Raw genomic sequence first — 15291 nt, 5'->3', positions numbered from 1 at the left:
GACACCGCCCCGGCCGGCGCGAGGCCGATCGGGGCGGTGTGGGTGCGAACGGGTCAGGCCAGCGTGGCGAGCGCGCTGTTGAAGGTCGCCGACGGGCGCATGACCGCCGACGCCTTGGCCGGGTCGGGGCGGTAGTAGCCGCCGATGTCGGCCGGCTTGCCCTGGACCGCGATCAGCTCGTCGACGATCGTCTGCTCCTGCTCGCGCAGCGTGTGCGCGAGCCCGGCGAACGCCTCGGCCAGTGCCGCGTCCTCGGTCTGCGCGGCCAGCTCCTGCGCCCAGTACAGGGCCAGGTAGAAGTGGCTGCCGCGGTTGTCGATGCCACCCAGGCGCCGGCTCGGCGACTTGTCGTTGTCGAGGAAGGTGCCGGTGGCCCGGTCCAGGGTGTCCGCAAGCACCTGGGCGCGGGCGTTGCCCACCGACTGGGCCAGGTGCTCGAAGCTGACCGCGAGGGCCAGGAACTCGCCCAGGCTGTCCCAGCGCAGGTAGTTCTCCTTGACCAGCTGCTGCACGTGCTTGGGCGCGGAGCCGCCCGCGCCGGTCTCGAACAGGCCGCCGCCGTCCATCAGCGGGACCACCGAGAGCATCTTGGCGCTGGTGCCCAGCTCCAGGATCGGGAACAGGTCGGTCAGGTAGTCGCGCAGCACGTTGCCGGTGACCGAGATGGTGTCCTCGCCCCGACGGATGCGCTCCAGGGAGAACGCGGTCGCCTCGACCGGCGACAGGATCTCGATCCGCAGGCCCTCGGTGTCGTGCTCGGGCAGGTACTGCTTCACCTTGGCGATCAGGTTCGCGTCGTGCGCGCGGCCCTCGTCCAGCCAGAACACGGCCGGGGCGCCGGTGGCGCGGGCACGGGAGACGGCGAGCTTGACCCAGTCCTTGATCGGCGCGTCCTTGGTCTGGCACATCCGGAAGATGTCGCCCGCGGACACGACCTGGGACAGCACCACGGTGCCGGTGCCGTCGACCACGCGCACCGTGCCGGCGGCGGGGATCTCGAAGGTCTTGTCGTGGCTGCCGTACTCCTCGGCCTTCTGCGCCATCAGACCGACGTTGGGCACCGAGCCCATGGTGGCCGGGTCGTAGGCGCCGTTGGCCTTGCAGTCGTCGATGACGACCTGGTACACGCCTGCGTAGCTGCTGTCCGGCAGCACCGCGAGGGTGTCCGCCTCCTTGCCGTCCGGGCCCCACATGTGCCCGGAGGTGCGGATCATGGCCGGCATCGAGGCGTCGACGATCACGTCGCTGGGCACGTGCAGGTTGGTGATGCCCCGGTCCGAGTCGACCATCGCCAGCGCCGGACCGGCGGCCAGTTCGGCGTCGAAGGACTCGCGGATCTTTGCGCCGTCGGGCAGCGTGTCCAGGCCCTTGAGGATGGCGCCGAGGCCGTCGTTCGGGCTCAGGCCGGCCGCCGCGAGCGCCGCGCCGTGCTCGGCGAACGTCTGCGGGAAGAAGGCGCGGACCGCGTGGCCGAAGATGATCGGGTCGGAGACCTTCATCATGGTGGCCTTCAGGTGCACCGAGAGCAGCACGTCCTCGGCCTTGGCCTTGGCGACCTGCGCGGCCAGGAACTCGCGCAGCGGCGCGGCGCGCATCACCGACGCGTCCACCACCTCGCCCGCGAGCACCGGTACCGACTCGCGCAGCACGGTGGTGCTGCCGTTGTCGCCCACCAGCTCGATGCGCAGCGTGCCCGGCTCGGCGATCACGGCCGACTTCTCGGTGGACCGGAAGTCGTCGGCGTCCATGGTGGCGACGTGGGTCTTCGACTCGGCGGTCCAGGCGCCCATGCGGTGCGGGTGCGCCCGCACGTAGCTCTTCACCGACGCGGGGGCGCGGCGGTCCGAGTTGCCCTCGCGCAGGACCGGGTTGACCGCGCTGCCCAGGACCTTGCCGTAGCGGGCCCGAACGTCCTTGTCCTCGTCGGTCTTCGGGTCGTCCGGGTAGTCCGGGAGCGCGAAGCCCTGCTCGCGCAGCTCGGCGATGGCGGCCTTGAGCTGCGGGATCGAGGCGGAGATGTTGGGCAGCTTGATGATGTTGGCTTCCGGCGTCTTGGCCAGGTCGCCCAGCTCGGCGAGCGCGTCGTCGAGGCGCTGCTCGGCGGTCAGCCGCTCCGGGAAGTGGGCGATGATGCGCCCGGCCAGGGAGATGTCACGAGTCTCCACCTTGACCCCGGCCGTCGCCGCGTACGCCTGGATCACCGGCAGGAACGAATACGTCGCCAGCGCCGGGGCCTCGTCGGTGTGCGTATAGATGATGGTCGGGTCAGTCACAGGATGCTCCGCTCCATGTCCGCAACATTGCTCGACATCAAGATATCTTGCGGCGGGTGGTGGTGCGTCGCGGGCCCTGCCGGTTCCGGGACGGACTGTGGGTGCGGCGCGACATATTGCGACGGTCGGCTGTATCGAGGCGGTCGGCCGGTCAGACTGTGACGTGTCGCACCGCATCCCAGGGAGGAAGCCCGGATGAGTACGGACGTCGTGGTGATCGGCGCGGGGGTGATGGGTTCCTCGATCGCGCTCGAACTCGCCCGCGCGGGGCGGCGGGTGACCGTGGTGGACAAGGCCGGCGGGGTGGGCCTGGGCTCGACCGGCGCGTCCAGTGCGATCGTGCGGTTCAACTTCCCCACATACGCCGGCGTGGCCGCGTCGTGGGAGGCGCTGTTCTGCTGGCGGGCCTGGCCCGAGCACCTGGGCTGCGAGGTCGCCGACCCGGTGCGCTTCGAGCGTTGCGGGCTGGCCCTGCTCGATGCGGATGCCGCGCCGCGCGGGGCCTACCTGCCACTGTTCGACGCGGTCGGGGTGCCGTACGAGGAGTGGGACGCGCAGACGCTGGCGGCCAGGATCCCGGGTCTGGACGCCGGGCGGTACTGGCCGCCCAGACGGCTGGACGACGAGGCGTTCTGGGCGCCGGCGACCGGCACGCTCGGGGCGGTGTTCACCCCCGACGCGGGATACGTGAGCGATCCGCAGCTGGCCGCGCAGAACCTGGCCGCCGCGGCGCAGCGATACGGCGCCGAGTTCCGGTTCCGACGCACGGTGACCACGATCGAGTCGACGGCCGGTCGGGTGCGCACGGTGGTGCTCGACGACGGGTCCCGGCTCGCGTGTGCGACGGTGGTCAACGCGGCCGGGCCCTGGTCCGGGCGGATCAACGAACTGGCGGGCGTGGGCGCCGACTTCACCATCGGGGTGCGACCGCTGCGGCAGGAGGTCGAATATCTCCGGGCACCCGACGGCTACAACCCGCAGGGCGCGGCCGGGGTCGCCGTGGCCGACCTGGACCTGGGCGTGTACCTGCGCGGCGAGGTCGGCGGCGGGATGCTGGTCGGCGGGGTCGAGCCCGAGTGCGACCCGCTCCAGTGGCTGGACGACCCGGACGAGGCGAACCCCAACCCGACGCAGGCCGTGTTCGAGGCCCAGGTGACCCGGGCGGCCCGGCGGCTGAGCGGGCTGACCGTGCCGAACCGGGCGCGCGGGGTGGTCGGGGTGTACGACGTCGCCGACGACTGGACGCCGATCTACGACCGAACCGAACTGGATGGCTACTACGTGGCCATGGGTACCAGCGGAAACCAGTTCAAGAACGCCCCGCTGGTGGGGCGGATGATGGCCGCCCTGATCGAGGCGGTGGACAACGGGGCGGACCACGACGCGGATCCGGTGTGCTTCGTCGGCCCACACACCGGCAAGCGCATCGACCTGGGTGCGTTCTCCCGCCGGCGCAGCGTCAACACGGCCAACTCCGGGACGGTCTTCGGCTGATCCCCGGGCCGGCGGGACCGACGGGTCGCCGGACACGGCGCAGGCCCCGTACCGCCGTGACGCGGGCGGTACGGGGCCGATCGGATGCCCGAGATCAGCGGCCGAGGCCGGTGCGGGCCGCGACGGCCGTGTCCGGGTGGTCGGCGAAGACGCCGTCCAGGCCGAGGCCGTAGAAGAGTTCGTACTCGGACGTGATGTCACCGCGTGCGTTCGGGTCGGCGCCGAGCCGGAAGTCCAGCGGCAGGAACTGGTTCTCCGCGCGGAACGTCCAGGCGTGCACGAGCAGTTGGTTGCGGTGCGCGTCGCGGATCACCGAGGTCGGCGCGAGCAGCTTGCCCGCCGCGTCGCGGGGCACGATCAGGTTCTTGTTGACCCCGATGCCGTCGGCGTAGGAGTGGATCCACTTCAGGTTCTCCGGCTTGGCCAGATCCTGGTACGTACGCGGGTCGTTCGCCACCACCAGGTCGTACGGGCGACCGCTCGCGTCCAGCAGTTGGATCAGCTTGTTGTCGGTCATCCGGTCGAGCTTGCGCAGGTTGGCGGTCTCGAAGGACTGGATGAACACCTTGTCTTTGCGCCCGGTGAGCCGGTTCTGCTTGAGGACCCGCACCAACGGCTCCTCCAGCGCCAGACCTATCGACTGGAAGTAGCTCGGGTGCTTGGTCTCCGGGTACACGCCGATCGTGCGGTCGAGCCGGCGGCCCTCGGTGCGGGCCAGGTCCAGCACCTCCTGGAAGGTCGGCACCTCGAACTTCCCGTCGAACGTGGTGTTCGTGGGCCGGACCTGCGGCAGCCGCTCCTTCGCGCGCAGCGTCTTGAGCTCGGCCAGCGTCAGGTCCTCGGTGAACCACCCGGTGACGGGCGCGCCGTCGATGGTCTTGGTGGTCTTGCGCGCGGCGAACTCCGGGTGCGCGGCCACGTCGGTCGTGCCGGAGATCTCGTTCTCGTGCCGGGCGACCAGCACGCCGTCCTTGGTGGACACCAGGTCCGGCTCGATGTAGTCGGCGCCCATCCGGATCGCGAGGCGGTAGCTCTCCAGGGTGTGCTCGGGACGGTAGCCGCTGGCCCCCCGGTGCCCGATCACGATCGGGTGGGCCGACGGCCGCGACGCATCGCGGGACGTGTCGTCCTGGGCCGCGGCGGCGGGAACCGCGATCACGGTCGCGAGCAGCACGCCGGCCACACCGAGCGCGGGAAGGATACGTCGCAACGCCATCTCCTCTGTCGTCCCGACGCGGGCACGCGCGGGAGCACGAATCGTGCAAACACGCCGAGTCAATCGCCGACAGACGACGCGTGGTGAGGACGAAGCCGGCCCGTGGATGAACCTCCGGAGAACGTCCGGCGGCCCGGGCCCGATGCGACGGTGCCCGGGCCCGGCCGGGCCCGGGTCAGCGGGCGGCGGCGATCGTGGTGGGACGTTCGGCGCCCTCGGCGTGCCGTTCGGCGTCCTCGCCCGGGAGTTCGAGGCGGCTCAGGTGGTCCGGGGTGAGCGCGCGCAGGAAGTCGGCCGCGTCGAAGGCCTCGCCCGCGGCCAGGACGCCGGTCGTGGTGTGCCGTCCGGTCAGGAGCCGTTCGGCGGCCTCGACCACGAGGGGCGCGGTGACCGCGTAGATGTCGTTGCCGCCGGCCACCGCGCGGTGTTCCCGGTCGCCGGTGCGCACGACCACCTCGACGAGGAAGGTCTGCGCGGAGCGGCCGAGGGCATCGGCGGGGGACGGGGAGGGGTTGGGCGTGCTCGCGTCGTCGACGTCCCGCAGCGGGGCCAGGTTCATCACCGCGCGCACCTCGGGGGTGCGCAGGTGACGGGGGATGGTGACCTGATCGGCGGTGGCGAACTCGGTGACCGCCAGGGCGCCCATCGGCGCGGGGAAGCGCCACTCGGACTGCTCCTCCGAGTACGAGAAGGGCTGCAGCCGGCCGCCGGTGAACACGAGATGCCGTCCCGCGTTGGTTCGGCCGGTGAGTCGGCTGCCCTCGGTGGGCAGCCAGCTGTCCAGGCCGAAGGCGATGGTGATCTCGTCCGCCGCCGACCGCTCGCCCATCGCGACCGTGGCCAACAGGTCGCCCAGCGCGCCGTAGAAGGCGAACGACGGCGCCAACACCAGCCCGGCGGCCCTGGCCTGCTCGCCCCGGGTGTCGAACAGCGCGGCCGTGGCGGCCTGTTCGGCGGCCACGTCGAGATAGTGCGCGCCCGCGCGGATCGCCGCGTCGGCCACCGGGAGGGTGGTCTTTGAGAACGGTCCCGCACAGTTGATCACGGCGGCGGCGCCGGCGAACGCCCGGTCCAGCGCGGCCGGATCGGCGACGTCGGCGACCCGGATCGACGCGTCCGGATAGCGCTCGCCGAGTTCCCGGAGCTTTTCCTCGTTCCGACCGGAGAAAATCACCGTCCGACCCCGGCGGTGCAATTCGGCGACCACGAAACGCGCGGTGTGTCCATAGGCCCCATAAACCACGACCGCACTTTTCCGGAGAGCGGCGTCGACGTTCGGCGTATTCGTGGCGATGGCGTTCATGATTTCGCTTTCCGGAATCGGGATCCGACCGGAACACCCGGTCGGGAGAAGCACATGTACACATCCTCTGCGCCCGCCGGGGGCGCAGCCAGTGTCGGGAACGACATGGTCCGTGCAATTCCGGACACGGCGAGCGCGATGGTCGAGGGTGGGGCCCGGGTGGGGTGCGCGGGGCGCCCCGAGGCTTCGCCGGCCGGCCCGGGATTTACCGGCGCTGATATACGGGCCGACCGACTGTGCCGATTATCGCGCGATATGGGCGGTTCCGTGATTGCGGACGGCGAGCGAATCGTGCCACGGAGTCATTGACCGACGAATTTCCGTTGTGTCAATGTCGTCACCAGGTACCCGCGACCCGCCCGTCGCGTCGTCCGCCCACCACGGGCGCCCGGCGGGTGGGTCGTCACACCCGGGCCGACCCGAGCGGCCGCGGGAGGAGCGCGCGCGGGGGGCTACGCGCGTGGAGACACATCCGTCCGACCGACGGCTCGACTCTCCGCGAGACACCCCGAGACCGTCGCGACACCACCGCGCTTGACTGGAGGGTTCCATGGAATTCCGGATTCTCGGCCCGCTCGAATCGGTCCACGGCGGCGCACCGGTGGACATCAAGGGCACCCGCCAGCGCACCGTGCTGGCCCTGCTCCTCCTGGAGGCCAACCACATCGTGCCCACCGACCGGCTCGTGGACGGCGTCTGGGACAAGGCGCCGCCGACCACCAGCCGAGGACAGATCCAGATCTGCATCTCCTCGCTGCGCCGGCAGCTCCCGGCCGCCGCGTTACCCGGACTGATCACCACCCGATCGCCCGGCTATCGACTACGCGTCGCCGACGGCCAACTCGACCTGCACGCCTTCGAGTCCGGCGTGGCCGCCGGCCGCCGCGCCGCGGCCGAGCGGCAACCGGAGCGCGCCATCCGCGAGTTCCGGGCCGCGCTCGACCTGTGGCACGGACCGGCGCTGGCCGGGATCGACAGCCGACTGGTCCGGCACGGTGTCGCGCACCTGGACGAACGCCGCCTGGTGGTGCACGAGGAGTGCCTGGAACTGGAGTTGGCCACCGGTGCGTCGCACGGGCCCGCCGGCGAACTGCTCGCGCTGGTCGCCGCGCATCCGCTGCGCGAGCGGCTGCGGGTGCTGCTGATGACCGCGCTGTACCGGGCCGGCCGGCAGGCCGAGGCGCTGGAGGAATACCGCAAGGCCCGGGAGATCCTGATCGAGGAACTGGGCATCGAGCCGGGCGAGGACCTGCGCCGGCTGCACCGGGCCATCCTGAGCGGCGACCCGGATCTGGTGCGACCCACGGCGCCGGCGATGATCGAACCGGTCGTGATCGCGCCGACCCGGGTACCGCGCCTGCTGCCCGCCGACTTCGCGGACTTCACCGGACGCGTGGACCTCGCCCGGGAGTTGACCCGGCCGCGCGACACCGCAGGGCCCGGCACGGCGGTACCGATCACCGTGGTCACCGGACGCTGCGGCGTGGGCAAGACCACCCTGGCCGTGCACGCCGCACACCGGCTGGCCCCGGACTTCCCCGACGGCCAACTCTTCGCGCACCTGACCTCGGCGGACGGCCCGGTGGACCCCCGCGACGTGCTCGGCCGCTTCCTGCGCGCGTTGGGCCTGAGCGGATCGGCCATCCCGGACGGTCTGGAGGAGCGCGCCGAGACCTATCGCGACCTGCTCGCCGGCCGCCGGGTGCTGGTGGTCCTGGACGACGCGACCGCGGAGAGCCAGGTCCTGCCGTTGTTGCCCGGCACCCCGGAGTGCCGGGTTCTGGTCACCTCCCGGCGCCGCTTCACCGGCCTGCCCGCTGCCGATCGGCTGGAGGTGCCCGCCTTCGACCCGGACGGCTCGGTCGAACTGCTCGCCCGGATCGCGGGCCGGCACCGGATCGCCGCCGAGCCGGACGCGGCGGTCGCGCTGTGCGCCGCGTGCGAACACCTGCCGCTGGCGCTGCGGATCGTGGCCACCCGGCTGGCGGCCCGGCCGCACTGGAGCGTGTCGGACCTGGTCGCCCGGCTCGGCAACGGCTCCCGGCGACTGGACGAGCTGTGCTACGGCGAGGTGAGCGTGCGGGGGAGCATCGCGCCCACCTACGAGGGCCTGACTCCCGAGGCCCGGCGGCTCTTTCGGCTGCTCGCCCTGCTCCAAGCCCCCGGATTCGCCTCGTGGGTCGGCGCGCCGCTGCTGGGCACCGACCCGCTGCGGGCGCAGGACCCACTGGAGGAACTGGCCGAGTGCTACCTCCTCGACGTCGAGGTGAACGCCGGTACCGGCGTGGCCCGCTACCGCTTCCCCGAGCTGGTGTACACCTTCGCCCGGGAGCGGCTGGCCGCCGACGAACCGGCCGGCGTTCGTCGCGCCGCGCTGGAACGTACCCTGGGCGTACTGCTGTTCCTGCTCGGCGAGGCCAGGCGGCGACAGCGCGGGGCAGCGTCGAGCGGGCCGCACGTGGGCGGGCGGCAGCGGGTGTTCTCCGCCGAACTGGTCGAGCGGCTGCTGGCCGATCCGCTCGCCTGGTACGCGCAGGAGCGCCCGTGGATCCTGGCGGCCATCCGACAGGCCGCCGCCGCCGGGTTCCTGGAGCACGCGCGCGGACTCGCGATGAGCACGGTCACCCTGTCCGAGACCCGGACCCACCCGGACGCCGGGCACGCGGTGGTGGGGTTCGGCGACGAGTTCGTCGAGGCCGCCTCGGCGCCCGACGCGTCGACGCGCGCGCTACGGGCCCACCTGCGCCTGGCGGAGGCAGATGCCGGGGCCGGGAAGTTCCGCACGTTGCTCGACCCGGCCGATCCCGGGTACGGGCGCGGCGAGGAGCGGCAGGCGGGCGTGCTCGCGGTGGCCGCCCGCGCGCTCGCGGCGAACGTGGCGCGGCCGCGGGCCGGGTCCGTGCCGTCGCCGCCGGTCGGGGATCTGGTCGAACCGGGCCTGGATTCGGGTGCGTTCGGGTCCGGGACCGGGCCGGTGGGCGATGCCGGCGCGTGGGTTCGGGCGATGATCCCGCAGGCGCGTGCGCTGCGCGCGGAGGGTTGTCCGTCGGGCGGTCCCGGTGCTGCGACGGTGCGTGCGGAGTAGGCGGCTCGGTCGGAGCGGGCGGCGTGTACGGAGCAGGCGGATCGTTTTCGGCACGCGCCTTGTGTCCGAGTGGGCGGCCGGGCCCGTCCGTCGTCCGGTCGTACGCGCGAGCCCTGGCCGAGCCCGCCGTACTCCGGTCCGGACGACGACACGGGTCCGGCCGTCCACCCTTGCCGGTGCGCTTCCGGCCCCCACCCTCGCCACGTCCCGCCCTCCCCTCGGGACGCGCGGTGACCCCGGAACGCTCCCGGTTCGACACGTGCATTCGGGTCCGGAGCCGGTTTTGGCCCCGGACACGCTCCCACTTGCGCACGTGTCGTGGATCCGAGGATGCCGCCTCGGACCCGGTCCGTCCGGGAACGTCTCCCCGGACCGGGCTCGCCCTACCCGCCTCGCCGATCCGGTTGCCACGCGCGTATATCGGCGTCACGGTGCGAGCGGGCGCTCCCCCCTCGACACGCACGATATGCGGGCCGCCTTTCCTTTTCCTATCGGTGCATTCTCCGTTTCCTATCCTTGACGCCCTCGTATTCGCGTCCTTACGGTGCGAACGTTTGCCGACGAACACATCGCCACGGGGCTTCCGCCGAGGTATCGCACCGATGGGAAGGGCGTCACGATGGACCGCGACTCCGGGCAAGGGCGAGAAATTTCGAAGGCGTTGCGGGGGAACGAGAGGGGTCGTGGACGATGAACGGGGCGGGTGCGGCCGACGGGCGGATCGGGTCCGCCGCGGGCGGGTCCGGCGGTCGTGACGGTGGTGTCGCGGCCGGTTGGCGGGCGGCGGTGGCCGGGGTCTGGCGAGACGGGCTCGGGTGTGGTGCCGACGCGGGCGCGGAGGCCGGGGTTCCGGTTCGGGACGACGCGGACTTCTTCGCCGAGGGCGGCGATTCGGTTGCGGCCGTGGAGACCGCGATCGCGCTGCGGGAGTTGACCGGCTCCGAGGACCTGGCGCTCGACATCCTCTACGACCACCCGGAGTTCGGCCGGCTTCTCGCGGCGCTCGGCGACGGACATGTGGCCCCGGGGCAGGACGAGTTCCGCGAACTCACCCCGGCCGAGGAGCACCTGTGGGTGGCCGAGCAGCGGCACCCGGGAACGCCGGTCCACCACATCGACGCCCACTACCGGTTCGCCCGCTCGCCGAACGTGCCCCGGCTGATCGCCGCGCTGGACGAGGTGGCCGGACGGTATGCCGCGCTGCAGCGCGGATTCGCCGCGCCGGGACGGGCCTTCGAGGTGTCCGGGGTGTCGGTGCCGGTGCGGTGGGTGGATGCCCAGGGCGTGCCCGACACGGTGGTACGCACCCTGCTGGACGACGAGATCCGGACCCCGTTCGACCTCGCCCACCCACCGCTGCTGCGCGCCCTGGTGGTGGACCGGGGCGAGGTCGGCGCCGAACTCCTGCTCACCGCACACCACCTCGTCTGCGACACCGCCTCGCTGGCGCTGCTCGAAGGCGAGTTGCAGCGCCGGTACGCGGGAGCGCCGGACCCGGTCGCCCGGCCCAACCCGCTCGGACCGCCCCCGGCCCCGCTCGTCGCCGACCCGGCCGCCGCGCTCGCCTCCTGGCGGGCGACCCTGGCCGGGTGCCCGCGCGCCATCGCGCTGCCGCACGACCTGCCCCGGCCCGGGACACTCGACGTCGCGGGCGGCGTGCACCGCATGGTGGTCCCGGCCGCGACGAGCGCCGCGCTGCACGCGGTGGCCGCCGGCGAGCGGCTGAGCCCGTTCATGACCTGGGTGGCCGGCTACCTCGTCGGCCTCGCCGCGGTGACCGGCGAGCGCGACCTCGTGGTGGCCGTACCGGTATCCACCCGCCGACCCGAACAGCGGGACGAGGTCGGCACGTTCGTGGACACCCTGCCGCTGCGGCTGACCCTGACCCCGGGTCTGACCGCCCGCGCCCTGGCCCGACGGGTCCGCCGGGTGGTCACCGAGGCGCTGGCCCGGCGGCACGTACCCTTCCGGCGCATCGTCGCGGCGCTGCCGCCGGCGCACGGCGAGCAGTCGCGCGCCCCGCTCGCCCAGGTCGGGCTCACCTACCTCGACACCTCGGAGCGGGGACTGCGACTGGGCCGCTCGTGGGCCGGCCGCACGTCGATGCCGACCGGCGCCACGAAGTACGAACTGTTGTGGGCGCTGACCCGGCGGGGCGACCGTACGATCGCCGAACTGGAGTACCGGATCGGCCTGTTCAGCGAGCAGGCGGCGGCCGACCTGCATGCCCGGATGATGACCGCGATCGAGGCGGCCTTCGTCGATCCGGACGTGGAACTGCCGCTACCGGCCGGGGTGTTGCCGAGGCGCACCGCGCGGCGGCGCACGATGGGGGAGCGGGCCGCCCGAATCGAGGCGGTGCCGCCGCGGGCCGTGGACGCGATCGGGCTCGGGCCCGACGTCGAGGTCGGCAAGGCCCCGCGTGGAGAAACCTTCGGCCTGGCTGCCGGGTTCGTCGAGGCCCGACGCATGGCGAGCCCGATCGTCGAGGACGCGGAGTATGTGCCGGTGCACGAACTCGTGCGCCGACACGCGCGGGAACGCCCGGACGCGATCGCCCTCCGGCACCGCGAACGCGAGCTGACCTACCGCGAGTTGGACGAGCAGGCCGCCGAGGTGGCCGCCGGACTGCGGGCCGCCGGGCTGCGTCGTGGCGCGGTCGTCGCCGTCCCGATCGGTCGCGGCGCCGACCTGGTCATCGCGTGCCTGGGTGTGCTGCACGCGGGATGCGCCTACCTGCCGGTGGACGTACGGCAGCCGACCGCCCGCACCCGCGGCATCGTCCGGGCCACCGCCCAGGCGGCCCTGGTCGCCGACGAGACCACCGCGGCGCTCGTGGTCGACCTGGTACCGGTGTTGTGCCTGGAACTGCTCGCCGAGCGGCGCCGATCCGGGGCCCGGACGGCGCCCTCGGCGCCGCCGCCGCGCGTGCACGGGGACGACATCGCCTACGTGATGTCCACGTCCGGGTCCACCGGTACGCCCAAGGCGGTGATGGTGCCGCACCGGGCGATCAGCCGCCTGGTCCCGCACGCCGAGTATCTGCGGATCGGCGTCGAGGACCGGGTCGCGCAGCTGTGCAACCCGGCGTTCGACGCGTCGACGTTCGAGATCTGGGGCGCGCTCTCCGGCGGCGCCACGCTGGTGATCGAGGACGCCGACGTGGTGCTCTCGCCGACCCGACTGCGGGCCTTCCTCGCCGAGCAGCGGATCACCGTGTTGTGGCTCACCACCACGCTGCTCAACCAGGTGATCGACGTCGCGCCCGACGCGCTCGGCCGGCTGCGGGTGTTGCTCGCCGGGGGCGAGCCGCACGATCCGCGCCGCCTGGAGAAGTTGTTCGCGGGCGGCCGGTCGCCGGCCAGGGTGGTGAACGGGTACGGGCCCACCGAGAACACCACGTTCAGTACCACCCACGACATCACGCCCGACAACCTCCGGGCCGGAGTGGTGCCCATCGGCAGGCCGTTCGGCGACGGCACGGCGTACGCGCTCGACCCGAGCGGGCTCCCGGTCGCGGCCGGTGAGGAGGGCGAACTGTACGTGGGCGGCGAGGGGTTGGCGCACGGCTACCTGAACGCCCCCGCGGCCACGGCCGCTGCGTTCGTACCGGACCCGTTCGACCCGCGCGGCGGGCGCCGGCTGTACCGCACCGGCGACCGGGTGCGGCAACTGCCTTGCGGATCATTCCAGTTCCTCGGGCGCCGGGACCACCAGGTCAAGGCCAAGGGCGTGCGGGTGGAACTGGGCGAGGTGGAGGCGGTGGTACGGCGCCAGCCGACGGTGGCCGACACGGTGGTGTTCGGCCGGCCCACGGACAACGGCACCGAGATCGTCGCGTGTGTCACCCCGGCTCCGGTCCCGGCCGTGATCGGCGCGGGCAGCGGCGGCGCGGCCCTGGGTGTGCCGGCGCTGGACGTGGCGGCGCTGGGCGAGCGGCTGCGGCTGGAGTTGCCGGAGTACATGCTGCCGACGCTCGTTCCGCTGGACCGGATCCCGATCGATGCCGAGGGCAAGGTCGACCGCGCCGCGCTGGAGGCGGCAGCGTGTCCGACGGCGGAGGTGTCGCGACGGGCGAACCACACCGCCGCGCAGGTCCTGGTGACCAATGACGGGAAGTGGTAGGCCGCTTGTGGCCAGGTGTATGGGTACCTCTGCGTGTCTGCGTCCGTGCACCGCTGCACACGCCGGGTGGTCGGTGGTGCGCCTGCGGTGACCTCGGGCGATCCCCGGTCGGTGCGCCGACCCGGTGATGCCCCTGCGTCATCCGGATGACCACGCGCAACCTGTTTATCGCCCGGGGGTTCGACCGTAGAGTGATGGCCGCCGCGGCGCGCCGGGCGGTTTATACCGTTCCACGCGCGTCGCGGTGAGTCGATCGTGCGCCATGTCGGACCCGCCGCCGCGGTGTTGTACAGCCGAGGCGGCACCCAGCCACGACACAGGAGGCCATCACCTTGGCACCGAAGATCGCCCGTCCCCTCCTCGCCCTCGTCGCGACTCCCGTGCTCGCCGCCCTCCTGGTGGGTGCCGGAACGCAGGGGGGCGCTGCCACGCCCGGTGCTCCCGGGGCGGGCGACCCGTACTTCCCCGACTCCGGGAACGGTGGAATCCACGTCGTCCACTACGGCCTCGACCTGGACTACACACCCACCACCAAAAACCTCGTGGCCACCGCCGACCTCACGGTCACCGCCACCCAAAAGCTCAGTTCGTTCAACCTCGACCTGTCCGGACTGACCGTGGACAGTGTGCGGATCGACGGCCGACGGGCCGCCTTCAGCCGCGCGGGCAACGAACTCACGGTCACCCCGTCCCGGGCGCTGGACAAGGGCCGCAGGTTCCACGTGGTCGTCACCTACTCGGGTGTACCGGCGCATGTGTACGACCCGGACGGCTCCCCCGACGGCTGGATCATCCAACCCGACGACTCGGTTTTCGTGGCCAGTGAACCCCAGGGCGCGATGACCTGGTTCCCCAGCAACAGCCATCCGAGCGACAAGTCCACCTACGACGTGGAGGTCACCGTCCCCGACGGCTGGACCGCGGTGTCCAACGGCCGGTTGCGCGACCGGCGCAGCCGCGACGGCAAGACCACGTTCGCGTGGCGCGAGTCGCAGCCGATGGCCGCCTACCTGGCGACGGCGAGCATCGGCCGGTTCCAGACCGAGCAGTACACCACCCGGAGCGGGCTGCCCGTATACAACGCGGTCGCCCCGAGCCAGGCCGCGGCGGCCAAGCCGGTACTCGACCAACTGCCCGCCGTGATCGAGTTCGAAAGCAGGCTTTTCGGCCGATACCCGTTCGACGCCGCGGGCTCGATCGTCCAGGACGCGCCCGACGTCGGCTACGCCCTGGAGACCCAGACCCGGCCGATCTACGACCGGGCGCCGCGGCTGGACACCCTGGTGCACGAGACGGCGCACCAGTGGTTCGGTGACTCGGTGACGCTGACGAAGTGGCAGGACATCTGGCTGAACGAGGGTTTCGCCACCTACGCCGAATGGCTGTGGGACGCCGAGCACGGCGGCCCGAGCACGGCGCAGAAGTTCGCCACCGACTACGCGCTGCCGGAGACCGACGCGCTGTGGTCCTTCCCGGCCGGCGACCCGGGCGACGGCGGCCACATCTTCGGCAAGCCGCCCTACGCGCGTGGTGCGATGGTGTTGGAGAAGCTGCGCCAGACCGTGGGCGACCGGGACTTCTTCACCATCCTCCGGGCCTGGGCGAGCGAACACCGGTACGGCCACGCCGACTCGGCCGCGTTCATCGCACTGAGCAAGCACATCTCCGGCAAGAACCTGGACGCCATGTTCGCGACATGGCTGTACGGCCGAGGCAAGCCGGCCACCCCGTAACACGATCGACGGCACGACCGAACATGCCCCGAGAGCCCCGGGTCGGATGCGACATCCGACCC

Annotated in this window: 7 protein-coding genes; 4 read left to right on the top strand and 3 right to left on the bottom strand. The window is 72.4% G+C overall.

The features are described 5' to 3' along the window. Positions 1-53: 53 nt before the first annotated feature. On the bottom strand, positions 54-2273 hold the full coding sequence (locus ACWGR4_RS08005) for an NADP-dependent isocitrate dehydrogenase (RefSeq protein ID WP_452130533.1): 2220 nt from the start codon (positions 2271-2273) through the stop codon (positions 54-56). A gap of 195 nt (positions 2274-2468) precedes the next feature. Here ACWGR4_RS08005 and ACWGR4_RS08000 point away from each other — a divergent pair, with 195 nt between their 5' ends. Continuing rightward, positions 2469-3767 carry an NAD(P)/FAD-dependent oxidoreductase gene (locus tag ACWGR4_RS08000; protein WP_379997804.1) on the top strand — a complete coding sequence of 433 codons (1299 nt, stop codon included), beginning with the start codon at positions 2469-2471 and terminating at the stop codon, positions 3765-3767. Between the two features lie 94 nt (positions 3768-3861). Here the strand turns inward: ACWGR4_RS08000 and ACWGR4_RS07995 are convergent, their stop codons facing one another. Both ACWGR4_RS07995 and ACWGR4_RS07990 read right to left on the bottom strand, forming a co-directional pair. After that, entirely contained in the window at positions 3862-4983 is a 1122-nt protein-coding gene (locus ACWGR4_RS07995; protein ID WP_452130532.1) for a glycerophosphodiester phosphodiesterase, read from the bottom strand. Between the two features lie 175 nt (positions 4984-5158). Beyond that, positions 5159-6286 carry a saccharopine dehydrogenase family protein gene (locus tag ACWGR4_RS07990; protein ID WP_452130531.1) on the bottom strand — a complete coding sequence of 376 codons (1128 nt, stop codon included), beginning with the start codon at positions 6284-6286 and terminating at the stop codon, positions 5159-5161. A gap of 550 nt (positions 6287-6836) precedes the next feature. Here ACWGR4_RS07990 and ACWGR4_RS07985 point away from each other — a divergent pair. The 3 genes from ACWGR4_RS07985 (at position 6837) to ACWGR4_RS07975 (ending at position 15229) form a co-directional block, all read left to right on the top strand. Then, positions 6837-9371 (top strand): BTAD domain-containing putative transcriptional regulator, encoded by a 2535-nt coding sequence (locus tag ACWGR4_RS07985; protein ID WP_452130530.1) that lies wholly within the window; start codon positions 6837-6839, stop codon positions 9369-9371. Between the two features lie 690 nt (positions 9372-10061). Continuing rightward, positions 10062-13496, top strand: coding sequence for a non-ribosomal peptide synthetase (locus ACWGR4_RS07980; protein WP_452130529.1), 3435 nt, complete (start codon positions 10062-10064; stop codon positions 13494-13496). Between the two features lie 332 nt (positions 13497-13828). Then, a complete protein-coding gene (locus ACWGR4_RS07975; RefSeq protein ID WP_379997794.1) occupies positions 13829-15229 on the top strand; it encodes a M1 family metallopeptidase in 1401 nt (466 codons plus the stop codon). Positions 15230-15291: the final 62 nt, after the last annotated feature.

This window comes from Embleya sp. NPDC055664 (genome assembly GCF_053618075.1).
Note: the sequence above shows the minus strand (reverse complement) of the source record. Positions and strands in the feature narration are given on the sequence as shown.

Bases quoted from the DNA above. Each gene is read 5' to 3' on its own strand.
- ACWGR4_RS08000 (WP_379997804.1), top strand. From the start codon at position 2,469: ATGAGTACGGACGTCGTGGTGATCGGCGCGGGGGTGATGGGTTCCTCG.
- ACWGR4_RS07995 (WP_452130532.1), bottom strand. From the start codon at position 4,983: ATGGCGTTGCGACGTATCCTTCCCGCGCTCGGTGTGGCCGGCGTGCTG.
- ACWGR4_RS07990 (WP_452130531.1), bottom strand. From the start codon at position 6,286: ATGAACGCCATCGCCACGAATACGCCGAACGTCGACGCCGCTCTCCGG.
- ACWGR4_RS07985 (WP_452130530.1), top strand. From the start codon at position 6,837: ATGGAATTCCGGATTCTCGGCCCGCTCGAATCGGTCCACGGCGGCGCA.
- ACWGR4_RS07980 (WP_452130529.1), top strand. From the start codon at position 10,062: ATGAACGGGGCGGGTGCGGCCGACGGGCGGATCGGGTCCGCCGCGGGC.